Raw genomic sequence first — 26,712 nt, forward strand, 5'->3', positions numbered from 1 at the left:
CTAGCGGGCTGTCCAGGTGCCGGAGGCGGCCGTGGCCCGGCAGAAGTCGGTGAAGTCGCGCGGCTCGCGGCCGAGGGCCTGCCGCACACCGGAGCCGAGTGAGGCGTTGCGGCCGTCGAAGACCTCCTCGCACAGGCCGGTGAACAGGTCGGCGAACTCGGGTCCGGCGTCCTGGGTGAGGGCGGCGCGGAAGCGCTCCGCGGAGATCCCGACGTACTCGACATCCCGGCCCGCGGCCAGGGAGATCTCGGCCGCGGCCTCGGCGAAGGTCACCAGGCGCGGTCCGGTCAGCTCGTAGCACCGTCCAAGGTGGTGGTCCTCGGTGAGCGCGGCGACCGCGACATCGGCGACATCGTCGGCATCGACGAAAGGTTCTTTCACGTCCCCGGCCGGTAGCGCGATCACGCCTTCGAGCACGGGGTGCAGAAGGTGGCCCTCACTGAAGTTCTGGGCGAACCAGCTGGCCCGCAGCAGGGTGTGGTCCACGCGGGACTCGCTGACGATGGTCTCGCAGCGCCGGGCGTTGTGCTCGCCCCGGCCGGACAGGAGCACCAGTCGTTCCACACCCGCGTCGGCCGCGCATTCCGTCAGCGTCTCGATAGCTGCCGGTGCGCCCGGCGCGGCGAGGTCGGGGAAGAAGGAGACGTAGACCGCGCCCGCCCCGCGCAGCACCTCCGGCCAGGAGGAGGGATCGGTCCAGTCGAAGGGAGGGACGGAGCCCCGTGACGCCTCCCGGACGGGAAGTCCGAAACCGGTCAGTCGGCTGACGATCCGGCGGCCGGTTTTCCCGGTGGCGCCGATGACGAGAATGGGTGAACGATCCATGATTCCGCTGCCCCTTGATCGATGGAGACCGTGGAATCCAGCGTGGTCGGGAGGGGATGGACCCGCAATGACTCTGGGTCCGCCGTTCTTTGCCGTTCGTCCAGCATCGTGGACGTGCAGTCCGTGCCGGTGGCACCATGACAAACGTGTCGAGCACCAGCCGTGACTTCCCGACGCCGGACGATCTCCTCGGCGAGGTCCTCCATCCGCTCCGGCTCACCGGCACGCTCTACTGCCGGGCCGAACTCACCGCGCCCTGGGGAGTCGAGGTGCCGGAACTCAGTGAACTCATGGCCTTCCAGGTCGTCACCGCGGGCCGCTGCTGGCTCGAGACCGACGCGGCCGAGCCGTACCTGCTCCAGCAGGGCAGCCTCACACTGATCCCGCACGGCACTCCCCACCGCCTGCGGAGCAGCCCCCAGGCCGCCACCGAACCGCTCTTTCAGATACCCGTCGAGCAGATCAGCGACCGGTACGAGATCATGCGCCATGGAGGCGGCGGAGAGGTCACTCAGATCACCTACGGTGTGGTGCGCTTCGACCACGTGGCGGCCCATCGACTGCTCGCCCAACTCCCTCCGGTGCTGCACATCGAGACCTGGGACGAGGACGTGTCCGGCTGGCTGCACAGCACGCTGCGCCTCATCGCCCGTGAGGCGCGCGCACTGCGCCCCGGTGGTGAGACCGTCATCACCCGGCTCGCCGACGTTCTCGTCATCCAGGCGATCCGGTCCTGGCTCGACTCGGCGCCCGAGGCCCGTCAGGGGTGGCTCGCCGCCCTGCGCGACGAGCACATAGGGCGCGCGCTCGCGTCGATCCACCGTGCGCCTGAGCGCGAGTGGAGCGTCTCGTCGCTGGCGGGCGAGGCCGGAATGTCGCGTTCGGCGTTCTCCGCACGGTTCACCGAACTGGTCGGCGAGCCGGTGATGCGCTATCTCACGAGATGGCGCATGCAACTCGCCCGTACACACCTGCAGCAGACGGCGGAGCCGCTACCGGCCGTCGCTCGCCGATTCGGCTACCAGTCGGAAGCCGCCTTCTGCCGGGCATTCAGACGCGCCTTCGCCGTGTCACCGGGCAGCCTGCGCCGACCACAGGCGCCCACGGGTATGTGATGGTCCATCCGGTGCATGACGGTCCATCCGACCGGCCTGCGGACCGGCACTCGGCCGCACGAGCCGGAAGACGCGGACGCGGCACCGCACGGCGGCCTCCGCCTGCGGCCGACGCCGGACACGATCCGCCCCGGCGTGCAGAAGCCGTCGATGAACGCCTACTGGAGTGGATGCAGCCGGTTGCCCTTCCCGAGGCCCTCGATGGTGGTGGCCTCGGCGGCCACCGCCGTCTCGGCGCCGAGCGGGGGCGGCCCGGCGACCAGGTCACCGGGCACGACCGCTCCCCCGAGGGCCGTGCTCGTGGCGATGCAGGTACGCCGCGACGGCACGGAGGGGCACAACGGACGCCACCGGTGATCAGGGCAAGGGTTCGAGACACCCGCCCAGTCAGGGGCGGATGTCGAGGACCTCGGACGCGGAGCGCCGCGGCGCGCCGGGGCCGGTGGGGCCGTATCCCAGGCGCAGCACCACCTGTGTGGTGCCCGTCCCGGTCACCGGGTCGCGCAGTGGCCAGCGCAGGTCGGGCCATTCGAGCGGTTGGGTGGCTATAGAAGTGACCAGGCCTTCCAGAGTGGCCAGCAGGAGGACGCGTTCCATTGCCTGGCCCGCCCGGAGCCAGTCCTGTGGGTGGTCGTGTCCCGTACTGAGAAGGGCCAGTTGGGGGTTCGGCTCGAAGTCGGCGATGTCACGGTCCGCCAGGTGCCGGTGGCCCATGAAGTCGCGCATGGGGGCTCCGCCTCCGCGCTTGCGCGGTCCGAAGGCATGGTGCGGGACCCCGTCGTCGGCGGTGTCCGTCGACTGGGGGTCGGTGCGGGTCCAGCGGGCCAGGTCCTCGTTGCTGCCGCTGTCGGTGACGTTGCGTGCCTCGGCTTCCCGGAACAGTTCGAGCACCCCTTGCAGGTGCCAGGAAGTGGGGAACGTCAGTGTCGATCCCTCGGCCAGGGCGGCTGCTCGCAGGCCTTCTCGTACGGCCTCGGGGATCTCCGTCTCCTCGAACGGGTAGCGACTGCTGTGCCGTTGGCGGATCGCCGGATACAGGGCTCCGAGGTCGCTCTCACTGTCGCCGACGTCGGCCAAGCGGACCGTCGCGAGCAGTCCTCGGTCTGCGGGGTCGGGCAGCAGCCGTGTCTCCGGATGCCAGCCCTCGTGGGCCACGGCGGCCCTCAGGTTCAAGAGGGCGGCGCCGCAGCCGAGGTGGAGGCCGCGTGCGTCGGGGTCGGAGTGCGGCATGGCGCGCTCGAAGTCGGCATGCAGGGTGAACGTGCGGTCGCGCCGCGAGTAACGGAAGCGCCAGGGCTGCGCGTTGTGCATCGAGGGCGCGGCCACGGCGTCCTGGACCAGGGCCGCCACCCGTTCGTCGGACGGCGGTGTGGGGTGGTTCACGGGGAGACTCCCCTCACGAGTCGGCGCCGGGCTCTGCGAGGGCCACGCCTCGGTCGATCGTGGCCCTACTCGTCGGGCGGGGTGATGCGGCGGCCGGTGAGGCTTTCGGGCCGGACCGCCACCCACATGTCGCGTTCGCCTCCCGCCCACGGCAGGGTGTGGGCCCGTTGGGCGAGACGGCGCGTGATCTCCGGGTCCGTGACGACTGCGGCGGGGCCGACCGCGAGCACGCTCCAGCCCTGGCTCAGCGCCTCGTCCACGTGGTCGACCTCGAAGGCGACCTCTGTTCCCGCAGCCGCCGCGGGCACGGAATCGGGAGCGGTCCGGAAGACGATCTCACCCTCGACGACCTCGTAGTTCACCGGGACGACGGCCGGACGGCCGTCGGGCGCCGACACCGCGATGCGCCCCACCCCGTGCGTGGAGAGCAGGGCACGGCACTCCTCCTCGCTGAGGTCCCTCAGCCGGGGATGCCGCAGCGCCTGCCCCTGGCCGGGCGGGACGTCGGCGCCATGGCCACGGAGCGCCGCGACGGTGGTGCCCAGTGTGTCGGCGATCCGGATCAGGGTCGCCGTACTCGGGTCTGCGGGCCGTTCCTCCAGGTAGGCGAGGTATCCCGGGGACATCCTGGCGCGGTGGGCCGTCTCCTCAAGGCTGAGTCCCCGCCTGCGGCGTTGGACGGCCACACGTCGGCCGATGTCGCCGGGGTCATGTGTCCCGGCGGGCGCAGCCGCCGACGGGGGCCGTGGCTCATCCGTGTCCGTCTGGGAGGACTCGTCGGCTGTCTCCGGCTGCCTGTGCGGGACGTGGCGGATGTGTGCGTCGGGGCCGGGGAACACGAGCGTCACTTCGTCCGTGTCCGACCAGCGCACGTCGTAGGGAGGTGTTCCGTCCTCGTGGTGCAGTCCGACGATCTCGCCGTCACGCCTGGTGGTGCCGGTCGTCGGGCTTTCGATGACGAGTTGGTCGCCGAGGTGCGCTCGCATGGTCGCCGCCCTCTCATCCGTCCCGTGCGGTGTGGGTTCGGGTCACATGAGCCATCCTCTGGCCTGACGGGTGTTCGACCGGGACGCGCCGACGCTGTCGATGTCGCGCTCACCGGCGTCCAGCAGTTGCTGGGCGAGGTTGTTCATGGCTCTGCCGGCTGCCAGCTCGTCGCCGATCTCGGGCACGTTCGTGTCGGCCGGATGACAGTGTGCGGCTCCGTGGCCAGTGAACGCCGCGCTGCCGGTGTCCAGCACCACGCGGGCTGTCGTCGTTCCCTCGTCGTCCTCGACAAGGTGGAGACGAACCGTCCATTCCACCGTGTGCGGCATCGTTCCCTCCTCTCCTGCGGGCGAGCCGGGTGCTCGGAACACGACCCGGGTACCCCCGCGTCCCCCGCCTTCCGGCCCTGCCCGACACCGCCGGACGCCGACCGCTTCCGGAACGGTCTCCGTTCCAGCTTCTCAGGGACGGAGCAGTCTCGGTTCCAGCTCCTCAGGGACGGAGCAGTCTCCGTTCCAGCTTCTCAGCGGACGGAGGCCACCGCCAGGTGTTACTCAGCGGAGGCACTCAGGGACGTACGGTGTCGGGCCGCCAGAGGCCGACCGGTCTTCGGCAGGGGCCGGTCGGCCCATCGGTGTGCGGTGTCGTGGGGCGCGAAGCTGAGGGTGAAGGAGGCAGTACAAGGACGGTGTACTGACCATCAGGGTCCCGGTCCCGGCGGGCAGGCGGGGACGAGGACCTTCGTGTGCGGCGCGGCTCATCAGGGGTCCCGCGTGCGCACCACGTGTGCGCGGTCGGCGCGGCACCGGCCGCGCACACGGCTGTCCGCCCGCGTCTGGCGGCGACGGCGCCCGACGATCCGTGCCGGTGACAGCACTCAGTAGGGCATGGGGCGCCCGGACGGCGTCCGCGGGTCGGGAGGGTCTGGCCGACGCACGGGCCGTGGGTGTTTGCTCTCCTGGATCCGCTTCATGGTGATCGCCTCGACTCGTGGCGCCTGCCTGCGCCACAGCTTTGTCCGCGACCAGCGGCACGGCCAGGGGCGACCGGCCCTTTCCCGGGGCCGGGAGGGGGCCGCGCATCGGAGCCGAGAGGCCCTTGGTCTCGCGGCCGGGCCGTACGGCCCCTTCGCACCCTGGCCCCGACCGGCGGACGGTAGAGGCGGCAAAGCGTCCGGGCCTGTGTGGGTGAACAGAGGTGAGAGGCCGTGAAACGAGTCGTGGTCGCCGGAGTCGACGGGTCCCCACGCAGTCGCGTGGCAGCGGACTGGGCCGCGCTGGAGGCGTTACGACGCGGTCTGCCGCTGTTGGTGGCGCACGTCTCCCCGTTCGCCGCGGGGCGCTCCGCCACGACGGGGCGTGGGTCTGCCACATCCGTGCCCGACGAAGTGGCGGCACAGCTCACCGAGCGCCATCCGGGTCTGGAGGCCAAGGGAGCGGCGCTCGCCGGAGAGCCGCTCCCGCTCCTGCTGGCGCTCGGGGCGTGGGCCGATCTGATGGTGCTCGGTCTGCGGGGCGCGGGCGGTCACGCCGGGCTGTCGCTCGGTTCCGTGGCGGGGGGTGTCGCCGCTGAGGCTCCCTCCCCGGTGGTGCTGGTTCCGGCCGGGCCGACGTGCACGGGCACAGGAGAACACCTTGAGAAGGTGGTGCTCGGCGTCGACGCCCGCGATCCGGTGGAGGCCGCCATCGACTTCGCGCTCGACACGGCGAAACGGCGCGGGGCCCGGCTGAGGGTTCTCTACGCGTGTTCGTCCGCCCCGCCCGTGGTGGGGCAGCCACCGCCGCCCGGATTCGGGAGCGACCTGGAGCCGTGGGAGGAGAAGGTCCGGAGGCTGTCCGAACTTCTGCGCCCCTGGCGGGACAAGTACCCCGGTGTGCGCGTCGTCGGCGACGTCGTCGTGCCCGGCCCGTCCCACCCGCTGATCCGGGTGTCGTACTCCGCCGAGTTGGCCGTGGTGGGGCGGCACGGCAGGACGCTCGGCCCCGCGATGCTCGGTCTGCTGCGCGACACGGGGTGTCCCGTGGCAGTGGTCCCCCCGGCATAGGCCGCAGCCGTGTCACCGCCGACGCCGTGGTGCCGAAGGGCTCCGGTTCCAGGGCTCATGACTACGCCAACACCCGCCGGGCGGCACTGCCGCTGGTCGTCTCCTTCCAGGGCACCGCGGCGGCCACCAAGGCGGAAGTGCGAGAAGCCGACGGCAGGTTCGGCCGGAGACTGCCCCCCCTGGGCACCGACACGATCGCGCGGCCAAGGCGCGACGCGGTGGACGCGCGGCAGGCCCTCACGGACGAGACGGACACCGGTCGGCTCGGGGCGGCACCGGGCGTGCGGAGGATATGGCTGGACGGCACGGCGCGCACCACACTCGACCGCAGCGCTCCGCAGATCGGGGCACCGCAGGTGTGCAAGGCCTGTTACGACGGGACCGGCGTGACGGTAACCGTGCTGGACACCGGCGTGGACGACACCCACCCGGACCTGCCCGGACGGCAGGTGACCGAACGGAACTCCAGCGCCGCGGCCGACGCGGTCGACCGGTACGGCCATGGCACGCATGTCGCGTCGGCCGTCCTCGGCTCCGGTGAGAAGTCGGACGGGTAGTTCAAGGGTGTGGCACCCGGGGCCCGTTTCCTGGACGGCAAGGTGCTCGACGACGAGGGCTACGGCACCGAGTCGGGCATCGAGGCGGGCATGCAGTGGGCCGCCGACGAGGCCGCCCGGGTGATCAACTTGGGTCTCGGCGGCAGCGCCAGCCGGTCGACACCGGCGCACCCGGGTCAGGGCGGTCTGGACCGGGGCGGTACGCGGGGAAGGGCGGAGAGCATCCGCTTCCGCCCCCTTCGGCCGTGGCGTACGGGTCCACGGGGCCCCACACCCGACCTCCGGCCGCGCGAACACGTCTACGCCCTGACTTACGGCTCCACTGCTGGAGCGGGGCAAGCGAGCCGGTCCAGTGGCCGCTGTCCTCGCCCTGGCCGTGCCGCCGCCGATCCTCTGGAGCAGGCGGCTGCCAAGGGCCGATGGGCCCCATTGTCGGTCCCCTCGGCCCCGGTGGGTCGCGTCCGCCGTCTGAGATGATCCAGTGTGCTTGTGGGCGGCTTCCACCAGGACTTCTCATCGAGTCGGTTTCGAGGGTCACCATGCGGTGGTGAGAGGGGATGCCAGGAGTGATCGCTGTCGTGGGACACCCCCATCTCAGCTCGCCGACGCTCGCGCTACTCGAGGAGGAGCTGCGTTCCCGGCTGGCTGATTTCGCGAAGGCGGGGAGGGCCGGACTGGTCCGCGCGGGGAAGGGGCTGCCGCTCACCGTCGGGCGGGCTGCGCGCAGGGCGGGGCTGTCCTTGGTGACGGTGCTGCCATGCCGTGACGGCGTACCCGGGTATCCCACCGAGTCCGACCGGAAGGCGGCCGGTGAGCTGCTGTTGCTGTCGGAGCAGGTACGGCTGGTGGAGTACGACCCTAGCGACCGCGCCTCGTGCCTGGCTGCCGACGAGAGCCTGCTGCGCGCCTGCTCCCGGGTGCTCGCCGTGTGGAACGGCTCCCCCTCGAACGGCCGGGACGCCACGGCGCACCTGGTGGCCTACGCCCGCAGTCACGGGGTCGACGTCGAGCTGATCTGGCCGCGTGGGGCCGGGCACCTCGCGTAGCCCCTACGACGGTGGTTTCGTCTCCGCCTGTACGGCCCGCAGGTCGGCCAACAGCTCGGCCTGCCCGGCCAGCACGCCCGACAGGATGGCCCGTGCCACCTGAAGGAGGTCGGCTACCTGCGGAGTGGCCAGGGAGTAGTACACGGTCGACCCTTCCTTGCGGGTCACGACCAGGTTCGCCCGGCGCAGCACGGCCAGTTGCTGGGACAGGTGCGCGGGCTCTATGCCCACCTCGGGCAGCATCTCCGCGACCGCGTGCTCGCGCTCACTCAGCAGTTCCAGGACCCGGATGCGCGCGGGGTGACCGAGCGTCTTGAAGAACTCGGCCTTGAGTTGGTAGAGCGGCGTTGTCATCGTGCCGTCTCCTTTCCTCCCCGGCACCGGGCAGCGCCCGTACCGTCTCGCGTCTCGCCCGCGCAGTCAGGACGCATCGCATTCGCATGAATTGCCAAGATTAGCAATTTCCTCCTTGGGCGGGCGTCTGACCGTGGGCGGCGCCTCGTTCGACAGCAACTCGTTCGGCTGCGACTCGTTCGACAGCAACTCGTTCGACAGCGACTCGTTCGACAGCGACTCGTTCGACTGCGACTCGTTCGGCTGCGACTCGTCGTCCGGCGTCGTCGCGCTCGTCTGCTGCGCGGGTACAGCGGGCAGGAACCCGCCCTTCTCCAGGTGATCGCGGGCCGCACGGATGGCCTCGGGTGTGGTGGCGTACTCCCGGCCCTGGTGGCGCAGCAGGCTCAGGGCGCCGATGGACTCCATGACCTGGCGCTGACCGGGGCGGATGCCGGAGGCCAGGACGAGGATGCCGCGCCGCCGCAGCTTCTCCACCGCGTCCTTCAGGACCAGGGCGCCGGTCGCGTCCATGGTCAAGACCCGGGACATCCGCAGGATGACGACGCGGACCTCGGCGACCTCGCTCAACTCCAGGAGAAAGCGGTGCGCGGCGGCGAAGAACAGAGGCCCGTCGATGCGGTACGCCACGATGTGCTCGGCGAGGAGGGCATGCTCCTCGGCGCTGTGGTCGCCGCGGTCGAGGGGCACCTGGTCGAAGCGGGCCTGTCTGGCCACGGCGCGCAGTGCCAGAGCACCGGCGACCACCAGGCCGATGATCACGGCGTAGACGAGGTCCAAGACGAGCGTGGCGACCGCGGTCAGGACGAGGATCGCGGCGTCGGACCGGGTCGCCTTGGCCATCGCCCTGAGCGAGCCGACCTCGACCATGCGGATCGCGGTGGCCAGCAGCACGCCCGCCAGCGCCGCCAGTGGGATCTTCGAGACCAGGGGCGCCGCCGCGAAGACGATGACGGCGAGGACGGCGGCGTGGGTGAGGGCGGCCAGGCGGGTGCTCGCGCCGGTCCGCACATTGACCGCGGTGCGGGCGATCGCACCGGTCGCGGGCACGCCGCCGAACAGCGGCGCGGCGATATTGGCAAGGCCCTGTCCGAACAACTCTCGGTCCGGGTCGTGCTTCTGACCGACCGTCATGCCGTCCGCGACCGATGCCGACAGCAGCGACTCGAGGGCGGCCAGGGCGGCGACCGCCACGGCGGGGGCGAGCAGGGAGCCGAGCGATCCGGGATCCAGGAAGCCGAGCGAGGGCGCGGGCAGTCCGGCGGGCAGATCACCGATGGGGGTGGCCGCGTCGAGGTGGAAGAACTGGGCTACCGCGGTCGCGCCGACGACCGCGAGGACGGAGAAGGGGACGGCGGGCAGCCACCGGGCGCCGATCAGCATGAGTGCGGCCACGGCGACCGCGAAGGCGACGGCGGTCCAGTTCGGGGACGTGGCGAATGCCCGCACCGCTCGCCAGGTGACCACCAGGACGCGGTCGCCCTCGGGCTTGGGCACGCCGAGCGCGTTGGGGATCTGCTGGAGGCCGATGACGCAGGCGATGCCGAGCGTGAAGCCCTCCACGACGGGCGCGGGCACGTACTGCATGTACTTCCCCGCACGCAGCACGGCCAGCGCGACGAGCAGGACGCCCGCCATCAGACCGACGGTGAGCACACCGGTCGGGCCGTACTGGCCGACGATCGGGACGAGGACGACCGTCATGGCCCCGGTGGGCCCGGACACCTGGAGGTTGGAGCCGCCGAAGACCGCCGCCAGGGCGCCCGCGACTACGGCGGTGGCCAAGCCCGCCTCGGCGCCCAGCCCGGAGGAGACACCGAAGCCGAGCGCGAGCGGCAGTGCGACGATCGCCACCGTCAGCCCGGCGAGCAGGTCCCGGCGCGGGTCACGCCGCGTCTGCGCCAGGTCGGCTCGGGAGGGCAGCAGAGAGGTGATCCGGGTCCAGCCCACCCGGGCGGAGGGCGTGCTCATCGGTCTCCTCTTCCCTGACTTCCCCGGCTGCTTCCGGCCTCCGGCACGCGTTGCGAATATATTGAATACATCATCTAATGAATTGCAAGATTTGGCAACTCATATATCCGTTGGGGTCGAACGGCCCCTCCCCCACGCACACCCCCGTGCGTACGCTGCTGGCCACAAGCTGGTCCAGGAACGGCGGGCATGACCGAACCCACACCCCAGGCGGCGAGGCCGTCCCACCCCCGGCTCGACGTGCCGGACCGGATGCACGGGCTCCTCGACGCCGTCACGGACATCGGTCGCGGCCTGGCGCTCCCCCAGGTGCTGCGGAGCATCGTGGAGGCGGCGGTCGCCCTCACCGACGCCGAGTACGGGGCCCTGGGCGTGATCGGCGACGGGCAGCGGCTCTCCCAGTTCCTGACGGTGGGCGTCACCGACGCGGTCGCGTCCCGGATCGGCCCGCGTCCGTCCGGGCGCGGCATCCTCGGTGAGCTGATCCACCACCCCGTGCCGCTGCGGCTGACGGACCTCAGCCGTCACCCGGCCAGTTACGGCTTCCCCGAGCACCATCCGGTGATGCGAACGTTCCTGGGGGTGCCCATCCGGGTGCGTGACGAGGTGTTCGGCAACCTGTACCTGACGCAGAAGCGGGGCGGCGCGGACTTCGACGCCGACGACGAGGCCGTGCTGACCGCGCTGGCCAACGCGGCCGGAGTGGCCATCGACAACGCCCGGATGTACGACGAGAGCCGCCGCCGGGAGCAGTGGCTGGAGGCGCTCGGCGAGATCACCCGCAGTCTGCTCGGCGGGACGGAGGTGCGCGACGTACTGCGGCTGATCGCGCGCCGGGCGAGCGAGATGGCCGACGCGGACCAGGCCGTCGTCCTGCTCCCGGCCCGGGCCGACGGTGACCGGCTCACGGTCGAGGTGGCCTACGGGCCCGACGCCGAGCGTCTCCAGGGGCTCGGCCTTCCCGTACGCGGGTCGCTGGCGGGGCGGGCCGTGCGGACCGGGAGACCGGTGGCCAGCGCGGACATCGCCGACGACCCCCGCGCCCGCCCGCTCGGGGATACGGCGTACGGTCCCGCCGTCGCCGTACCCCTCCCCGTCGGCGCTTCCGCCTGTGGCGCGCTGCGGCTGAGCCGACGTACCGGGCGAGCGGCGTTCGACGACACCGAGGTGGCCCTCGTCTCCCGCTTCGCCGACCAGGCCGCCATCGCCCTCGAACTCGCCCTGCGCCGCGCCGAGTCCGAGGAGCTGGCCGTCATGCAGGAACGCGACCGCATCGCCCGCGACCTGCACGACCTGGCCATTCAGCGGCTGTTCGCCACCGGCATGACCCTGCGGAGCGCCACCCGGGGGATCGACCGCCCGGACGCCGCCGAGCGTGTCTCGCGCGCGGTGCGGGATCTGGACACCACCATCCAGATCATCCGCTCCACCATCTTCGAGCTGCGGTCCGCGGGGGACGACCGCGGCGGTCCGGGGCTGCGCCGCCGCCTGCCCGAGACCGCCCGCCTGGCCTCGCAGTCGATGGGGTTCAGCCCGTCCCTGCGGATCGACGGCCCGGTGGACTCGACCGTCCCGGCCGACGTGGCCGAGCAGGTGCTCGCCGTGCTGGCCGAGGCCCTCAGCAACATCGCCCGGCACGCGCGGGCCCATCGGGCGGACGTCGTCGTGTCCGTACCGGTGGCCGGGGACCGGCTCACTCTCACGGTCACGGACGACGGCGTGGGCATCGGCGCCGCCCGGCCCACGGGTGGACTGACCAACCTGCGTTCGCGTGCCGAGCAGCACGGCGGCACACTGACCGTCGAGTCGTCGGCGGACCGCGGCACCCGGCTGATCTGGCAGGTCCCCCTGCCCGCCGACTGAGCGGGACCGGTCTCCTATCGGGGACCCTGCTGCTCCCGCAGCCGTTCGGCGAGCACCGCCGCCTGGACGCGTCGGCCCACGCCCAGCTTGGCCAGGATCGACGACACCCGGTTCTTGATCGTCTTCTCCGCGAGGAACAGCCGCTCGGCGATCTGCCGGTTCGTCAGCCCCTCGCCGATCAGCTCGAGGACCTGCACCTCGCGGGGCGACAACCGGTCCAGCACAGCCGGGAAGGGGGCCGCCGGTGTCGGCACCGGCCGTGGGGCGCGCAGCCGGGCCATCACCAGCGCGGTCACCCGCGGATCGAGCAGGGACTGCCCGCTCGCCACCGTACGCACCCCGGCCACCAGGTCAGAACCGTCGATCCGCTTGAGCACGTACCCGGCCGCGCCCGCCATGATCGCGTCGAACAGCGCCTCGTCGTCATCGAACGACGTCAGCATCAGACACGCCAGCTCGGGCATCCTGGCCCGCAGTTCACGGCACACCTCGACCCCGGCGTGGTCCCCGCCGCCGCCCTCGCCCAGCCGTACGTCCAGCACGGCGATGTGCGGGCGGGCCGCGGGCACCCGGGCGAGCGCCTCCTGGGCGGTCCCGGCCTCCCCGACCACCACGATGTCCGGCTCGGCCTCCAGCAGGTCACGCACCCCGCGTCGTACCACCTCGTGGTCGTCCAGGATGAACACCCGCAGCGGTACGGGAGGAGCGGGGGCGGGGGCCAGGTCAGGGTGCATGCGTGCTTCCACGAAAGACCAGCCTACGGCCCTCGTCGGCCCGTCGGCGCCGGTCGGCCGACCGGTCCTCGTGGGGCCGTTCGGCCCTACCCCACCCGCCGCACGCGGTGGTTGTCTTGCCTCGCGGCCGGGTGCACCCCTCTGCGGCCCGCTCCCCTGGACGGGCAGGGCGGCACCCGGTACGCGCCATCAGTCCCGGTCATGCAGAGGCGGCGTCGGCGCGGTCGTATGCCCGGGTACGACCCTGAGGTCCAGGCCGCGGTCGACGCGCACGCGCGGCAGCGGATCGGCGGCGAGGTCGGCGGCCGGTGCCTCGGCCGGGCGCGGATCAGCCGATCCGTCGTCCTGCGCGTAGCCCGGGTCGGTGATGTTCTTGCATCGCACCCCGCGAACCTAGCCCGGCGGCCCCGGCGCCCGGCAGGGCCGTCCGGCCCCGGAGGGGAGTCGCGAAGCGATATACGGCCCGGACGGTGGAGAAGACATGCACCGTCCGGGCCGATCGCCGTGTCCGGGGAACCGCGGCCGGACACAGTGGACCACCCGGAGGTGGTCCGCACCCAGGTCAGAGTCAACCGGCTCCCGCGCCGCCCGCCCAGGGCCCTTCGGCCCAGCCGACCGTCACCCCTCAGGTGGGCAGGAACCGTTCGTGGAAGACATGGTCCGGCCCGACGCCGCAGGCGGTCGCCGTGCGGGTGACGGAGTCGACCAGCGGCGGTGGACCGCACACGTAGAGATCCGGCTTCACCGGCGCGGCGGGCAGGTGCGCGGCCAGCAGGTCGGCCGGGGTCGCCGGTGGGCCCGGCCACGAGGGTCCGGGACGCCGGACGCAGATCTCGTGGGCGAAGCCCGGGAGTTCGGCCGCCACGGCCTTCAGCTCGGGTACGCCGAACACGTCCTCCTCCTCGTTGACACCGAGGAACAGCCGGGCCGGTTGCGGGTCCTGCCATTCGGCCATGTGGCGCACCATCGCCAGGAGCGGCGCCAGACCGGTTCCTCCGGCGACGAACCAGCGCGGTCGCAGACCCGTCTCGTGGAGTCCGAAGGCGCCCTGGGGGCCGTGCACGGTGATCCGGTCGCCGGGGCGGGCCCGCTCCCCCAGGTAGGAGGAGAAGAGTCCGCCGGGGCGGAGCCTGATGAAGAACTCCAGGCGGCCTTCCCAGTTCCCGGTGTTCGCGAGGGAGTAGGCGCGTTTGGCGTCCTGGCCGGGGATCTGCAGTTCCATGAACTGCCCGGGGTCGAACTGGCAGCCCTCGCCCGCGTCGTCGTCGGGCGCCACCCGCAGTTCCAGCCGTACGGTCCCGCGTCCGGCGGGCTCCAGCGCGGTGATGACGCTGTCGCGCTTCGGTATGCCGCCGTACAGGATCCGTGAGGCGGCGTACGGCAGCGCCGCCGTCAGCGGGCCCCGGGGATAGGTGCGGCACAGCAGCACCTCACCGCGTTCCCGTTCGTCCGGTGGGAGTGCCTGCGGGGTGCAGGCACCGTGTTCGTACGAGCCGCTGGTGACCGCCGCGTGGCAGGAGCCGCAGGTGCCCTGTCGGCAGGAGGCGGGCAGGGCGGCTCCGGCTGCCGCGGCGGCGTCCAGCACGCTCTGGCCGGGCGCGCAGGTGAACTCCAGCCGCTCACCGTCGGAGGTGGACAGCGAGACGGCGGCCCCGTCGGTGGCGGCGGTCATGACGTGGTCCGCTCCAGTGCCGCGGCGAGGTCGGTCCGGGCATCGCCGATCGTGCGCAGCCCGAACCGCTCGACGAGCCCTTCGACGAGGGCCGGGGTGAGGTAGGCGGGGAGCGTCGGGCCGAGGTGGATGCCGCGCACGCCCAGCGCGAGCAGGGTGAGCAGGACCGCGACCGCCTTCTGCTCGGTCCACGACAGCGCCAGCGTCAGGGGCAGGTCGTTGATGCCGCAGTCGAAGGCGTCGGCGAGCGCCGTCGCGATCCTGATGGCGGAGTAGGTGTCGTTGCACTGGCCGACGTCCAGCAGCCGCGGGATCCCGCCGATGCTGCCGAAGTCGTGCTTGTGGAAACGGTACTTGGCGCAGCCGAGGGTGAGGATGACGGTGTCGCTGGGGGCACCCAGGGCGAGGTCGGCGTAGTAGTCGCGTCCGGGGGTCGGGCCGTCGCAGCCGCCGATCAGGAAGAAGTGCCTGATGGCGCCCTGCTTGACGGCGTCGATGACCTGGTCCGAGAGGGCGAGCACCGCGTCCCGGCCGAATCCGACGGTGACGAACTCCTCGGGCCCGTCCTCGCGGAAGCCGGGCAGTGCCTTGGCGGCCTGGATCAGCGGGGCGAAGTTCCCGTCCGTGAGGTGCCGTACGCCGGGCCAGCCGACCGGACCGGCGGTGAAGATCCGCCGACGGTAGCTGACGTGCGGTTCGATGATGCAGTTGGACGTCATGAGGATGGGGCCGGGGAACGCGGCGAACTCGCGTTGCTGGTCCTGCCAGGCGCCGCCGTGGTTGCCGACGAGGTGGGGGTACGCCTTGAGCAGCGGGTAGGCGTGCGCGGGGAGCATCTCGCCATGGGTGTAGACGTTGATGCCCGTGTCCTTGGTCTGCTCCAGCAGGGCGGCCAGGTCCCTGAGGTCATGGCCGCTGACGAGGACGGCCTTGCCCGCGACCGGCGTGGTGCGGACGGCGGTCGGCCGCTGGGCGCCGTACGCGCCGGTGTTGGCCGCGTCGAGCAGCTCCATGACCGCTAGGTTCAGGTGGCCCAGGCCGAGCGCGCGCTCCAGCAGTTCCTCGGGGTCGGTGGGGTCGCCCGCCAGGTAGGCCAGGGCCTCCTCGACTCCGGCGAGGACCTCGGTGCTGTGGCGGCCGAGGACGTGGGCGTGGTGGGCGTAGGCGCACATCCCCTTGAGGGCGTAGAGGTGCAGGGAGCGCAGTCCGACGACGTCCGGGCCGACCAGGGTGAGTCCCGCGTCGACGCGGACCGTGGCCGCCTGGGCGAGGAGCCCCTCCATGTCCGGCGCGGGCTCCCACGCCGCCGGGCCGGGCAGTGGCTCGGTGCGCAGTCCGCGGGGGCGCGCCGCCTCCTCGTACCGTGCCCTGACCCGGTCGCGGACGGCCGCGGCCTCCTGCACCAGGCCGACGAGACGGGTGGGGTTGAAGTTGACGTTGGTGAGGGTGGTGAAGACCGAGAAGAGGATGAACCCGGCCGCCTCGTCGTCGGCGGCTCCGAGGGCGCGGGCCTTCGTCGCGTACTGGGCGATGCCCTTCACCGCGTGGAGCAGGAGGTCCTGCAGGTCGGATGTCTCCGGATCCTTGCCGCAGTTGCCGAGTGGCCCCGCGCAGCCAGGTACGTCTCCGGTCCGGTCGGTCTGCTCGCACTGGTAGCAGAACATGGGTGTCCTCCTTGGATCTTCATGGCCTTGCCGTCCCGACGCTAGGGACGGCGGACCGCCGGATCCTTGACGCACATCAAGGCACCGCGTCACCACCACACTTTGTGACCGGATTCACAAACTGCCCTGGGGGTTGGGGAGTTCACTGCCAGGCGAGGCGGGCCGTCAGGCCGGGAACGTCATGGAGCGTGATCCGCCGCCCCTCGACACTGATCAGTCCCTCGGCCGAGAGGTCACGCAGGGCGCGGGAGAACGTCTCCGGCGCGAGGTTGAGGCGTGAGGCGAGGACGTGTTTGCGCGTCGGCAGGACCACGACACGGTCCCGAGCCGCCTCCCCGTCCCCGTCCGCGTCGGTCTCGTGCAGCAGGAAGCCGACGACCCTCTGGACTCCCGACCTCAGTGAGTACGCCTCCACGTCGCTCACCAAGCGGCGCAGACGGACCGCCATGTTCGCGAGCATGCGCCGTGCGAAGGCCGGGTCCCGGTCCAGCAGATCGAGCACCGCCTCGCTGGATACGGCCAGCAGTTCCGTCGTGACCAGTGCCGCGGCGGTGACGGGATACCGCAGTCCGTCGAAGACCACGGCCTCGCCGAAGGTCTCCCCGGCGGCGACGATCTCGACCACCTTGGCGGCGCCCTCGGCGGTCGAGACCGACAGTTGCATCTGGCCGCGCAGTACGAAGTAGAACCCCCGTACCGGGTCTCCTTGGTGGAAGAGGACCTCCCCTCTGTCCACGGTGGTCAGGCGGGAGCCCGTGCGCAGGACGGCGATCTGGTCCGGGGTGAGGCCGGAGAACAGAGGAAGCCGTGGCAGCAACGCGGACAGCGCGGCGGGCGGGCCGGGCGTGGGCACGGGCCGCGACTGGGGAACTCCTTCGCACGGCATGACCACCTGCCTCGCGCCGAGCGGGCACGACCCGTCGCGGCAGGAGTGCGACGCGGTCGCGCTCTGGGGGTCCGGGCCGGTGGTGTCGGCGGTAGCCGGGGCAATCGATCGCCCCCTACGGCCTGTTCCCGTCATCGGGCGTCGTGCCGCGCGCCCACGGCGCCGACCACGGCCTCGGCCGCCCGTCGGCCGCTCGCGACGCAGGCGGGGATGCCGACACCGTCGTACGCGGCTCCGCACACCGCCAGCGGGCCGAGCGCGGCGAGGCGCTGACGGACCCGTTCCACTCGGGGCAGGTGGCCGACGGGGTACTGCGGGAGTCCGGCGTCCCAGCGGGTGACGGCGGTCGCGTACGGTGTGGCGTCCAGCCCGGTCGCCTCCGCGAGTTCGGCCAGCGAGCGGGCGACCAGTCGGGGGTCGTCGAGGGTGAGCGCGGTCGTCTCGCCGTGGCGGCCCACCGAGGTCCGCAGGACGAACCGGTCCGGCGCGGCCTCCGTCAGCCAGGCCCACTTGTTGCTGAGGAACGTGGACGCCTTGATGGTGCGGCCGTCCACCGGCGGCACGAGGAAGCCGCTGCCGGTCAGCTCCGGCAGGTCGGCCCGCCGGAACACCATGGTGACCAGCGCGATGCTCGCGTACTCGACGGCTCGCAGGTCCACGGCGGCGCTCATCTCGTCGTCGGCCACCAGCCGGGCCGCGGCGGGCGCGGGCACGGCCAGTACGACCGCGTCGGCGGTGAGTTCCCGCTCGCCCCCGGGTCCCGTGCCGCCCAGCCACCAGCCGTGGCGGGTGCGGCGCAGCTTGCGTACCTCGGTGCCGGTACGGATGTCCGCCCCCGCGGCCCGGCACGACTCGGCGATGGCCTCCGGCAGTCGGCCGATGCCGCCCCGGATGCCCTGGAACACCGGCGGTCGGGGGCCCGAGGCCGCGTCGGACGGCCCGTCCAGCATCCGCCGCACCCCCTCCACGAGGGAGCGTTCGCCCCGGGCGACGGTCAGCAGCTGCGGCACGGCGGCGCGCAGCGAGATGCGGTCGGCGCGGCCCCCGTAGACGCCTCCGAGCAGCGGCTCGGCCAGCCGGTCCACCACTTCCCGGCCGACCCGGGCCGCGACGTACTCGCCCACCGTGATGTCGTCGCCGATCTCGGTGCGGGGCAGTTCCAGGTCCTGGCGGGCCCGGGCGAGGCCCTGGTCGGAGAGCACCCCCGAGGCGGCCAGCGCGTCGAGGTCGCCGGGCACGCCCATCACCTGCCCGGTGGGGACGGGACGTAGCGCGCCCCGGGTCCAGATGGCGGCCTCGGTCGTGCGCGGCGACTCCAGGTCCGGCCCGAGCCCGACCTGCCGGGCGAGGTCGACTGCCTCCGGGCGCAGCGCGAACAGGGCCTCGGCGCCGAGGTCCACGGCGATGCCGCCCACCTCGCCGACGTACAGCTTGCCGCCGACGCGGTCGGCGGCCTCCAGGACGGTCACGCGCGCGCGGGACACCCCGTCCGCCACACCGCTGAGGAAGGCCGCCGCGGCCAGCCCGGCGATTCCGCCGCCCACCACCACGACATGCGGCAGCGCACCGCCCGGTTCGCTCTCCGCGACCGGGGGTCCGGTGGAGTCTTGGGCGCCGGACGCGCGCATAAGGAGTCTCCTAGGACTGCTCGTCGATCGGGCACGGCCAGTAGAGGCCGTCCCGATCACACTGCGCCAGGGCCGAACGCCCCCAATCCGTGCCTTGTAGGCCCTGATTGGCCGCGCGCCCGGGCCGGGTGGGTGGTGTCAGGTGCTCAGGCCCAGCACGGGTTGGACGTTGCCGGTCTCGTTGCTGCTCCAACGGGAGCGTCACGGCCGTGAGGTACGCCAGCGACTGACCGACCGGGGCGCCGCGCTGGTGGAGCTGTTGTCCGTCACAGGCGTCGGCCTGATCGGCTTCGGGATCGAGGTCGCCGGTTCCCAGCCCTGGCTGCGGGGGCTGGCACCGTGTCGCCGGTGCAACTCCCGTCGCACGGTCACCTTGTGCGGTGCCACGACTCCACATATCGTCTGGATATATCGAAGCGATACATGCAGCCCATTGGTCGCGATCCCCGGCCGACGCGGAGGTGCCATGAGGTCGATCGACTACGACACGGAGCAGCACAAGGACTACGCACGCGGCCGCGCGCTCAGCCAGCGGCAACTCGACGTATGGGTCAGCGCCTTCGAAGCGGTGCTGCCCGAGCGACGCCCGCTGACAGGGCTGGACATCGGCTCCGGGACCGGCCGCTTCACGCCCGCGCTGGCTGGGGCGTTCGGCCCCGTGACCGGCGTAGAGCCGTCGGTCCGCATGCGGGAGGTGGCGCAGAGGCAGTCCCGGCACCCCGACGTGCGATACGTGGCAGGCGCCGCCGAGGCCATCCCCGTGCCGTCCGCCAGCGCCGACTACGCCCTCATGGCCTGGTCCTGGCACCACGTCCGGGACAAGCCACGCGCGGCCCGCGAACTGGCCAGGGTCCTCAGGCCGGGCGGCCGACTGCTCCTCCGCACGAACTTCAGCGACCACCACCCCTGGCCCTGGTGGCTGGAGTACTTCCCCCGCGGCTACGAGGTGGAAGCATCGCTTTTCCAGCCACTGCACGAGGTCATCGCGACATTCACCTCGGCAGGGTGGCGCGTCACCGACTTCACGACCGTCACCGAGCCGTCCCCGGGCACCCTCGGCGACATGCTCGAACGACTCCGCCTGCGCACCCTCTCACTCTTCGCCCAGCTCAACCCCGACGAACTGGAAACCGGCTTCCGACGACTGGAACAGGCAGTCGCCGCGCATCCGGACGCACCGGCGCCCGCGTTGGCCGAGCCGATGCTCACGCTCGAACCGGGTGAAGTTCCCTGACATGTCCCGCAGTGCTCGCCTGACCGCCCACGGGGCCGTCTCCACATCGCTCACGCTGTGCAGTGACAGCAGGCTGCGAGAACTCCTGGACACCGCCACCCCACTCGGTTCCGGCATCGGCGGCACATCAGTACTGCTGGAGGTCGACGAGACGCCGGTGTTCGTCAAACAGATACCCCTGACCGATCTGGAGCGACAGCCGGAGAACGTCCACTCCACGACGAACCTGTTCGGACTGCCGCTCTTCTGCCACTACGGCGTCGGCACCATCGGCGGCCCCGGCTTCGGAGCCTGGCGGGAGCTGGCCGCGCACACCATGACGACGAACTGGGTGCTCACGGGCGCCCATGAGGGCTTCCCCTTGCTGTACCACTGGCGTGTCCTGCCCGGCCCCGGCCAGCCACTGCCCGACGAACTCGCCGACGTGGAGCGAGCCGTCGCCTACTGGGGAGGCGGATCAGCGGTACGCCACCGCATCGAGGCCCTCCGACACTCCACGGCCCTCCTCACGCTGTTCCTGGAGTACATCCCGCAGAACCTGCACGACTGGCTGGGCACCCGGATCGGAGCCGGTGACGAGGCGGCCGAACGTGCCTGCGCCATGGTGGACGACGAGTTGGAATCCGGCATCTCCTTCATGAACGCCCACGGACTGCTCCACTTCGACGCCCACTTCCAGAACATCCTGACGGACGGCCACCGACTCTTCTTCACCGACTACGGCCTGGCCATCTCCTCCCACTTCCAACTCCCCCACGACGAGGCCGACTTCTTCGACCGGCACCGCGCCTACGACAGGCACTACTCCGTCACCCATCTGGTGAACTGGCTGGTCGTCGCCCTGTACGGGCACGCACCGGAAGAACGCAGGGCCTTCGTACGCGCCTGCGCCCAAGGCGTGCACCCGGAGGGGGTCCCCGCGGCGATCGCGGCACTGCTTGTCCGTTACGCACCGGTCGCCGCGGTGATGGGGGACTTCTACCGTCAGTTCCGGGAGGTGAGCCGGGCGACCCCCTGCCCCCTGCCGCCTGCCCCCTGAGACGAGCCGCTCGCTCGGACCCTCACTGACCCGGGGGCGGTGCTCCTACGCCCCCACCGATCCCGTTCCCCCACAACCGACTGTGACATCGCGGGCGAGACCACGAACAGCGCCCGCACAGCGGAACGCACCTGACGGTCGACGACTTCGGTGCTGGCGGCGTCGAGCCTGCCGTCCAGGTGATGGAACGCCAGGCCGTGGACCAAGGCCCACACGGTCGTCGACAGTGCGTCCGCGTCGGCCTCGGGGAAGGCCGCGCGGACGATGCCGCGGACGTACTCCGAGATGGCCTCGGTCACCCTGACCCGCTCCTCGCTGGTGGGGTCGCACGGCTCGGCGAAGAACACCCGGAACATCGCCGGATGCTCCAGCGCGAAGCGCACGTAGGCGGCAGCGACGGTCGCGAGTTCAGCCGGTGTCGTCGGGCGAGGGGTACGCCGTGGCCAGGCGCTCGGCCAGCTCGCGGTACCACTCGGCGGCGACGGCGGGGACGAGCGCGTCGCGGTCCGAGTAGTGGCGGTACGGAGCTGTCGGCGAGACCCCAGCCTGATCCTTATCGGTGTCATCCCGGATCGTTGTCATCCCGGCGACCGCCCCCATCCTCGGCCCTGGAACACGCGGTCACCGAGGCCGAGTAACGCATCGCCGCTCCGGACACGTCACCGGACGCACCGTACCCCGGTGCGGCCAGTCGCTGTCAAGCCCAACCAGCGACCGGCCGCCCGCCGACGCCGTACGCGCCCCAGCCACAGGACCGGTCTCCGAGCGGGCCATTCCCTGCGGCCAGGGGCATGACTCAGGGCCGACCGCCGACGGTGGGCAGGCCCACTCCGCCGAGGACAGTCAGGTCGGTGCGTTGCGGCGGGGACGACAGGAGCGCGAGGACATCTGCGGGGTCGGGACCTTCGGCGTGCGGCCCCGGGTGCGCGGTCATGGTCATCATTCTGCCGATCATGTTCAGACCAGGGTGGTGATGCAGAACGGGTGGCCGGCGGGGTCCAGCAGGACCCTCCACCGGTCGGGCTGGGGCTGGGCCGAGGGCTCGACAGCGCCCAGGGCCAGCAGGTGGGCCTGGGCGGAGTCCAGATCGTCGACGCCCAGGTCGATGTGGGCCTGCTTCTCCTGTGAGGGGTCCGGCCAGGTGGGGCGCTTGTAGTCGGCCAGCCGGTTGAACCCCAGTCCGGCCGAGCCCTCCTGGCCGAGCAGGACGAAGTCGTCGCTGGAGTAGGCGACGGGCAGGCCGAGGGCTTCGCCATAGAAGCGGGCCAGTTCGGCGGGGTCCGGGCAGTCGAAAGTGATGGCCGCGTAGCGGATCGCGGGTGCGGAAGGGTTTCCAGTGCTCATGCGGCAGACGCTATGACGGGACCAGGACAGATTCGGTCCTGGTCATGCGGGACACTGGGAAACGTGATCAGCACCTCCGCCCGTCTGCTGCGACTGGTGTCGCTGCTGTCCGCGCGGCCGTCGTGGACCTGCGCCGATCTGGCCAAGCAGATGGCGGTCACCGAGCGCACGGTGCGGCGGGACGTCGCCAGGCTCCGGGAACTCGGTTACGGAGTCGAGTCCGATCCTGGGCCATGGGGCGGATACCGCCTCCGGGCTGGGGCCCGGGTGCCGCCGTTGATCCTCGATGAGGAGGAGGCGCTCGCCGTGGCCGTCGGGCTGCGCGAGGCGGCGCTCAGCGGGGTTCTCGGCGGCGACCAGGCCGCCTTGTCCGCTCTCCTGAAACTGCGTCAGGTTCTGCCGCGCCGGATCGCGGACCGGCTGAGTGAGATGGACGCCGCATTCGTCCACACCACGAGGCTCGACGAGCCGCAGATCGTGTCCGGCATGCTGCTCGAACTGGCCGGCGCGTGTATCCGGGGCGAGCGCAGCCGCCTGTCCTACCGCGATCGGGAAGGGAGGGACACGGTCCGGGACGTCGACCCGTACCGCCTGGTGCACACGGGACGCCGTTGGTACTTCGTGGCCAGGGACGTGACGCGGGACGAGTGGCGTACCTTCCGGGCCGACAGAGTCGGCCGGATACAACCGACAGGGCTCCCGGTCAAACTCATCGACCCACCTGACCCGGCTCTGCTCGTCTCCCACTCCATCGCCACCGGCGCCTACCCGCTCTACGTGACGATCCGCCTGCCCCTGACCATGGAGCAGGCACTTCGGTTGATCCCGCCGACCGTCGGTGCGCACCGCCCGGAGGAGGGCGGCGACGCCACGATCGTCGACATTGGCGGCCCCGACGCGGACGGGCTCGCCAAGTACCTCCTCAGCCTGGCCACCCCCCTTCGGGTCCTGTCACCGGACGCCGTACGGGAAGCTCTGCTGCGCCGTACCCGGGAACTCTTCGAGGACAACGTCAACGGCCAGCCCGGGTAGGAAGACGGGGCGGCCACTCGACTGGCAACGGCGGCCACCGTGCCCGGCGTACCGACCGCGACCCCTGTGATCGGTGGCTGTACGTCCCCCACGGTGGTCGATCACCGCGGGGTCAGCGAGTCCAGGAGTTCACGGCCGTCCTGCCACGAGCCCAGGCCGCTGGCCGAGTTGATGTGTCCGGACGCGCCCGCGAGGTGCCATCGCGCCTCCCAGCCCGCCGCGAACCCGGCGGCTGCCTCGGGGGTGCAGTACGGGTCATTGGTGCTGCCCACCACCAGGGCCGGGCACGGCAACGGTTGTGCCGACACCCCGGTGAACGTCGCGGCCGCCTGGCGTGGGAAGGCCGACCCGTGCGGGTCGGGCGGTGCGACCAGGAACGCGCTGCCTGTCGGGCTGGAGGGGTTCCTGTTCAGCCAGGCGGACGCGGCCCAGCAGCCCAGGCTGTGGGCCACCAACACAACGTGGCCGCCCTGCCGGGAAGCGTCGTCGTACGCCTCCTGGACAGCGTCAACCCAGTCATCCAGATCGGGGGCGGACCACGAGGAAGGGGAGATCCTCACCGCTGAGGTGCCCCACTGCCGCTCCCACAGGGTCTGCCAGTGCCGCCCGTCCGAGCCGTCGATACCCGGGATGATGACGTACAAGACCACTGCCCACCACCGTTCCACTCGTCGCTCCCTACGATCGCGGGAGCACCTGGCGCACATTCTGTGGGATGCACCAGGGCAGCGGCGGTGACGCAAGTGATCTCAAAGAGAATGGTGCGGACAACAATGGAATCACTCGACCGGATAGACCGAGACATCCTCACTCTGCTCCAGACCGACGGCCGGTTGACCGGCGCGGAGGTGGGGCGCCGCGTCGGACTCTCGCAGCCCGCGGCCAGCGCGCGCATCCAACGGCTGGAAAAGAGCGGCGTCATCACCGGTTACCGAGCCGTGGTCGACCCCGCAGCCCTCGGTCTGAACATTCACGCGGTCATCCGGCTGCGCACCACACACGCCCAGCTCGCACGCGCCCTGGACTACGCCTCCCGGACCTCCGAGATCGCCTCCACCCTCAGGGTCACCGGAGAGGACTGCCTTGTCTTCGACGTCTACTGCCCCCAGGCAGGACGACTCGAAGAAGTCGTCGACGCACTTGCCCGTTACGGTCCTGTCACCACGTCCCTCGTGCTCCGCGCCTACCCCCGGAAGCCTCTGACCGACACCACGCCGACAACGTCATGACCCGCAGCCAGAGGGTCGAGGAGCATCCACCTCAGACCTAGCGTCCAACCGAAGTCGGCCCTCGATGGGGCGGTCGACGAAGCATCGGCGACCGGGCCCGCCAGGGCGCCCGGACAGCGACAGCGACAGCGACAGCGACAGCGACAGCGACAGCGACAGCGACAGCGACAGCGACGAAGAACGTCACCTCGACCTTGACCGTTTCCTGCCGGGACGTGGGCATAGCGCGGCCCTTTGCTCTATGTTGACGGCGATCACACCGACATGGACGGCCGTACCGACAACGGGCACGTTGGGCATGACGGCTGACGGATCCGACAGTGTCTCCATCGCGAAGTGCGCACGACATCACTGCGGATGCCTGTGAGTTCTTCCAGCTCCCTCAGCTAGAACGGCAGGAGCAGGACCAGGTATCTGCCGTGGTGCTTCGCGGTGATGCCGTCCGCCTGGGTTCGCTGCATCGGGCCGCCGTAACGCTGTGCCGTGATCGAGACGGGCGGATCCTCGTGCATCGACGGTCCGAGCGAGCGGCCCGGTACCCGGGACATCATGAGGTCGTGGTGGGCGGGGCGGTTGCTGCTGGTGAATCCTATGAAGAGGCGCGCGATTCGGGAGTTGACGGAGGAGCTTGGGGTACGGGCGTCCGCCCGCTGTGTGACCAAGTTCCCGAGTCGGAGTGGCCTCAGCCCTCATTGGCTGGGCATCCTGAGGCGGTCATCCCGGTCGAGGTCAGCCCCGATCACAACGAGGTCGTGTGGCACGGGTGGCTGGCGGAGAGAGGACTCATCGGCTTCATGACACAGCAGTTGTCCACCCCGGACAGTGGCCTAGTCATTGACCGCTACCTCTCCGGGCCCGGTCGGGACCGCCTACCGCCGGTTCCGCGGTCGCGAAAGGTCGATGCCGGACGGTCAGTCCTGAGTGATTCGCTGGGCGGTTACGTGGGTCCCGCACCGACATCGCGACCGCGATACACGTGCCGACCGCCGCCCCGCATGACAGCCACCCGGCGCCCGACCGCGAAGAACACCGCAGCCGCCGACGGGCACTACCTTCTGGTCGTCAAGGACAACCAGAAGAAGCTCCGTCGGCAACTGCGACAGCTGCCCTGGCGGCAGAGCCGACCAGGCCACCCCGCCCGCCTGGCCGAACTCGTCATCTGGCAGCGGCTGGGACCCCGGCGGGCCCTCAGTAGTGGACCTGTCTCGCCCTCACGGATCACCGACACAGGGTGGTGGTGATGACGAGGGCGCCGCCGTCGCCCCCTGCCCCGGCCCGGCCACCGCCTCGTCCGCCGCCGCGACGCCCGCCCGGCCATCGCGCCGCGAGACATCGGCTCCCCCCCCGGTGCGGCACCGGATGCCCCACATCGCCAGCGCGCACCCAGCTCCCGGCACTGGCACTGGCACTAGCACTGGCACTGGCACTGGCACTGGCACGGCGTGAGCATCCCGCTCGTCACCGATCCCGCTTGACGAGCAAGACGACCGTTCATATTATCCCGTATGGGAGAAAGGGGGTCCGTATGCCCAGGCCCAGCGTTCGTCCGCAGTTGATCGAGGCCGCCATGGAGTGCTTCCACGAGCGCGGCTTCAACGGCACGGGGATTCAGGACATCGCCCGCACGGCGGGAATTCCCAAGGGGTCGGTGTACAACCACTTCGAGAACAAGGAAGCCCTCGCCAGCGAGGTCCTGGACCGTTACGCCGCCTCCCGCAGGTTGGAGATGCTCGCGGACGAGGAACTGGCGCCCGTGCCGCGGCTCCGCGCCCATTTTGAGTACCTCGCCGCGGATCTGGAGCACTTCTCCTACGAGCGCGGGTGCATGTTCGGGAACTTCGGGGCGGAACTGTCGAACCAGACCGACACCATGCGCGGCAAAGTGGACGCCGGGCTGAGCGCTTGGACCGACGCCGTCACACAGGTACTGGAAGAAGCTCGTGAGGCCGGCGCCCTCACGAGCGCCCTCTCCCCCGGCCAGCTCGGGCAGTTTCTGGTGGACGGGTGGGAAGGCGCGGTGCTGCGGGCCAAGGTGACCCGGCGCCGGGCTCCCCTGGACAGCTTCTTCGACGTCTTCGACGCGATCGTCGTCTGAGGGCTGCCCC

27 protein-coding genes and 1 pseudogene are annotated in these 26,712 nt (G+C 71.4%); 11 read left to right on the forward strand and 17 right to left on the reverse strand.

Annotated features, from left to right (window positions below):
* Positions 1 to 825 carry an NAD(P)H-binding protein gene (locus ACFVQG_RS26940; RefSeq protein WP_383388212.1) on the reverse strand — a complete coding sequence of 275 codons (825 nt, stop codon included), beginning with the start codon at positions 823 to 825 and terminating at the stop codon, positions 1 to 3.
* 146 nt (positions 826 to 971) lie between these two features.
* Here ACFVQG_RS26940 and ACFVQG_RS26945 point away from each other — a divergent pair, with 146 nt between their 5' ends.
* Positions 972 to 1,940, forward strand: a complete 969-nt coding sequence (locus tag ACFVQG_RS26945; protein ID WP_383388214.1) for an AraC family transcriptional regulator — start codon at positions 972 to 974, stop codon at positions 1,938 to 1,940.
* 387 nt (positions 1,941 to 2,327) lie between these two features.
* Here ACFVQG_RS26945 and ACFVQG_RS26950 read toward each other — a convergent pair whose 3' ends face one another.
* The 3 genes from ACFVQG_RS26950 to ACFVQG_RS26960 form a co-directional block, all read right to left on the reverse strand.
* A complete protein-coding gene (locus ACFVQG_RS26950) occupies positions 2,328 to 3,323 on the reverse strand; it encodes an Acg family FMN-binding oxidoreductase (RefSeq protein ID WP_383388216.1) in 996 nt (331 codons plus the stop codon).
* Positions 3,324 to 3,388: 65 nt separating this feature from the next.
* Positions 3,389 to 4,309 carry a pyridoxamine 5'-phosphate oxidase family protein gene (locus ACFVQG_RS26955; protein ID WP_383388218.1) on the reverse strand — a complete coding sequence of 307 codons (921 nt, stop codon included), beginning with the start codon at positions 4,307 to 4,309 and terminating at the stop codon, positions 3,389 to 3,391.
* 42 nt (positions 4,310 to 4,351) lie between these two features.
* Complete coding sequence (locus ACFVQG_RS26960) at positions 4,352 to 4,639, reverse strand: DUF1876 domain-containing protein (protein ID WP_383388220.1); 288 nt, start codon at positions 4,637 to 4,639, stop codon at positions 4,352 to 4,354.
* An 878-nt stretch (positions 4,640 to 5,517) separates the two neighbouring features.
* Between ACFVQG_RS26960 and ACFVQG_RS26965 the strand changes: the two genes are divergently transcribed.
* The 3 genes from ACFVQG_RS26965 (at position 5,518) to ACFVQG_RS26975 (ending at position 7,957) form a co-directional block, all read left to right on the forward strand.
* Complete coding sequence (locus tag ACFVQG_RS26965; RefSeq protein WP_383388222.1) at positions 5,518 to 6,354, forward strand: universal stress protein; 837 nt, start codon at positions 5,518 to 5,520, stop codon at positions 6,352 to 6,354.
* A 26-nt stretch (positions 6,355 to 6,380) separates the two neighbouring features.
* On the forward strand, positions 6,381 to 6,911 hold the full coding sequence (locus ACFVQG_RS26970; protein WP_383388224.1) for a S8 family serine peptidase: 531 nt from the start codon (positions 6,381 to 6,383) through the stop codon (positions 6,909 to 6,911).
* Positions 6,912 to 7,477: 566 nt separating this feature from the next.
* Positions 7,478 to 7,957, forward strand: a complete 480-nt coding sequence (locus ACFVQG_RS26975; RefSeq protein ID WP_383388226.1) for a hypothetical protein — start codon at positions 7,478 to 7,480, stop codon at positions 7,955 to 7,957.
* Between the two features lie 3 nt (positions 7,958 to 7,960).
* Here the strand turns inward: ACFVQG_RS26975 and ACFVQG_RS26980 are convergent, their stop codons facing one another.
* Positions 7,961 to 8,311, reverse strand: a complete 351-nt coding sequence (locus ACFVQG_RS26980; RefSeq protein ID WP_383388228.1) for an ArsR/SmtB family transcription factor — start codon at positions 8,309 to 8,311, stop codon at positions 7,961 to 7,963.
* A gap of 66 nt (positions 8,312 to 8,377) precedes the next feature.
* Positions 8,378 to 10,282, reverse strand: coding sequence for a SulP family inorganic anion transporter (locus ACFVQG_RS26985; RefSeq protein WP_383388230.1), 1,905 nt, complete (start codon positions 10,280 to 10,282; stop codon positions 8,378 to 8,380).
* Positions 10,283 to 10,534: 252 nt separating this feature from the next.
* On the opposite strand from ACFVQG_RS26985, the gene ACFVQG_RS26990 reads away from it, so the two are divergent.
* A complete protein-coding gene (locus tag ACFVQG_RS26990) occupies positions 10,535 to 12,145 on the forward strand; it encodes a GAF domain-containing protein (RefSeq protein WP_383388825.1) in 1,611 nt (536 codons plus the stop codon).
* A gap of 14 nt (positions 12,146 to 12,159) precedes the next feature.
* Here the strand turns inward: ACFVQG_RS26990 and ACFVQG_RS26995 are convergent, their stop codons facing one another.
* The 6 genes from ACFVQG_RS26995 to hemG form a co-directional block, all read right to left on the reverse strand.
* Positions 12,160 to 12,879: a response regulator gene (locus tag ACFVQG_RS26995; protein WP_383388232.1), complete on the reverse strand. Its 720-nt coding sequence runs from the start codon at positions 12,877 to 12,879 to the stop codon at positions 12,160 to 12,162.
* Between the two features lie 189 nt (positions 12,880 to 13,068).
* Complete coding sequence (locus tag ACFVQG_RS27000) at positions 13,069 to 13,263, reverse strand: hypothetical protein (RefSeq protein WP_383388234.1); 195 nt, start codon at positions 13,261 to 13,263, stop codon at positions 13,069 to 13,071.
* 241 nt (positions 13,264 to 13,504) lie between these two features.
* Positions 13,505 to 14,551 carry a 2Fe-2S iron-sulfur cluster-binding protein gene (locus tag ACFVQG_RS27005; protein ID WP_383388236.1) on the reverse strand — a complete coding sequence of 349 codons (1,047 nt, stop codon included), beginning with the start codon at positions 14,549 to 14,551 and terminating at the stop codon, positions 13,505 to 13,507.
* Positions 14,548 to 16,215, reverse strand: coding sequence for a hydroxylamine reductase (gene hcp, locus ACFVQG_RS27010; protein WP_383388238.1), 1,668 nt, complete (start codon positions 16,213 to 16,215; stop codon positions 14,548 to 14,550). The genes ACFVQG_RS27005 and hcp overlap by 4 nt, the downstream gene beginning before the upstream one ends.
* Positions 16,216 to 16,357: 142 nt before the next feature.
* Positions 16,358 to 17,068, reverse strand: coding sequence for a Crp/Fnr family transcriptional regulator (locus tag ACFVQG_RS27015; protein ID WP_383388240.1), 711 nt, complete (start codon positions 17,066 to 17,068; stop codon positions 16,358 to 16,360).
* 164 nt (positions 17,069 to 17,232) lie between these two features.
* The gene (gene hemG / locus ACFVQG_RS27020; RefSeq protein WP_383388242.1) at positions 17,233 to 18,729 is read right to left on the reverse strand and encodes a protoporphyrinogen oxidase; all 1,497 of its coding nucleotides are present in this window, start codon (positions 18,727 to 18,729) and stop codon (positions 17,233 to 17,235) included.
* A gap of 466 nt (positions 18,730 to 19,195) precedes the next feature.
* On the opposite strand from hemG, the gene ACFVQG_RS27025 reads away from it, so the two are divergent.
* Positions 19,196 to 19,963, forward strand: a complete 768-nt coding sequence (locus tag ACFVQG_RS27025) for a class I SAM-dependent methyltransferase (protein WP_383388244.1) — start codon at positions 19,196 to 19,198, stop codon at positions 19,961 to 19,963.
* A 1-nt stretch (position 19,964) separates the two neighbouring features.
* The gene (locus ACFVQG_RS27030; protein ID WP_383388246.1) at positions 19,965 to 21,002 is read left to right on the forward strand and encodes a protein kinase family protein; all 1,038 of its coding nucleotides are present in this window, start codon (positions 19,965 to 19,967) and stop codon (positions 21,000 to 21,002) included.
* A gap of 77 nt (positions 21,003 to 21,079) precedes the next feature.
* Here ACFVQG_RS27030 and ACFVQG_RS27035 read toward each other — a convergent pair.
* The 3 genes and pseudogenes from ACFVQG_RS27035 to ACFVQG_RS27045 all read right to left on the reverse strand — a co-directional run.
* Positions 21,080 to 21,551: pseudogene (locus tag ACFVQG_RS27035) on the reverse strand (TetR/AcrR family transcriptional regulator); the annotation flags it as partial.
* 247 nt (positions 21,552 to 21,798) lie between these two features.
* A complete protein-coding gene (locus ACFVQG_RS27040; protein ID WP_383388248.1) occupies positions 21,799 to 21,936 on the reverse strand; it encodes a hypothetical protein in 138 nt (45 codons plus the stop codon).
* Between the two features lie 23 nt (positions 21,937 to 21,959).
* Positions 21,960 to 22,346: a VOC family protein gene (locus tag ACFVQG_RS27045; protein ID WP_383388249.1), complete on the reverse strand. Its 387-nt coding sequence runs from the start codon at positions 22,344 to 22,346 to the stop codon at positions 21,960 to 21,962.
* 63 nt (positions 22,347 to 22,409) lie between these two features.
* Here ACFVQG_RS27045 and ACFVQG_RS27050 point away from each other — a divergent pair, with 63 nt between their 5' ends.
* Complete coding sequence (locus tag ACFVQG_RS27050) at positions 22,410 to 23,378, forward strand: helix-turn-helix transcriptional regulator (protein WP_383388251.1); 969 nt, start codon at positions 22,410 to 22,412, stop codon at positions 23,376 to 23,378.
* Positions 23,379 to 23,479: 101 nt separating this feature from the next.
* Here the strand turns inward: ACFVQG_RS27050 and ACFVQG_RS27055 are convergent, their stop codons facing one another.
* Positions 23,480 to 24,028: an RBBP9/YdeN family alpha/beta hydrolase gene (locus tag ACFVQG_RS27055; protein ID WP_383388253.1), complete on the reverse strand. Its 549-nt coding sequence runs from the start codon at positions 24,026 to 24,028 to the stop codon at positions 23,480 to 23,482.
* A gap of 123 nt (positions 24,029 to 24,151) precedes the next feature.
* Between ACFVQG_RS27055 and ACFVQG_RS27060 the strand changes: the two genes are divergently transcribed.
* Entirely contained in the window at positions 24,152 to 24,607 is a 456-nt protein-coding gene (locus tag ACFVQG_RS27060) for an Lrp/AsnC family transcriptional regulator (protein WP_383388254.1), read from the forward strand.
* Positions 24,608 to 24,993: 386 nt separating this feature from the next.
* On the opposite strand, the gene ACFVQG_RS27065 is transcribed toward ACFVQG_RS27060, so the two are convergent.
* On the reverse strand, positions 24,994 to 25,158 hold the full coding sequence (locus ACFVQG_RS27065; protein WP_383388256.1) for a hypothetical protein: 165 nt from the start codon (positions 25,156 to 25,158) through the stop codon (positions 24,994 to 24,996).
* A gap of 444 nt (positions 25,159 to 25,602) precedes the next feature.
* Between ACFVQG_RS27065 and ACFVQG_RS27070 the strand changes: the two genes are divergently transcribed.
* Together ACFVQG_RS27070 and ACFVQG_RS27075 are read left to right on the forward strand one after the other, a co-directional pair.
* On the forward strand, positions 25,603 to 25,848 hold the full coding sequence (locus tag ACFVQG_RS27070) for a hypothetical protein (protein WP_383388258.1): 246 nt from the start codon (positions 25,603 to 25,605) through the stop codon (positions 25,846 to 25,848).
* Positions 25,849 to 26,132: 284 nt separating this feature from the next.
* Complete coding sequence (locus tag ACFVQG_RS27075; RefSeq protein ID WP_383388260.1) at positions 26,133 to 26,702, forward strand: TetR family transcriptional regulator C-terminal domain-containing protein; 570 nt, start codon at positions 26,133 to 26,135, stop codon at positions 26,700 to 26,702.
* The last annotated feature ends 10 nt before the right edge of the window (positions 26,703 to 26,712 follow it).

The organism is Streptomyces sp. NPDC057877 (assembly GCF_042796855.1).
Taxonomy (GTDB): Bacteria; Actinomycetota; Actinomycetes; order Streptomycetales; family Streptomycetaceae; genus Streptomyces.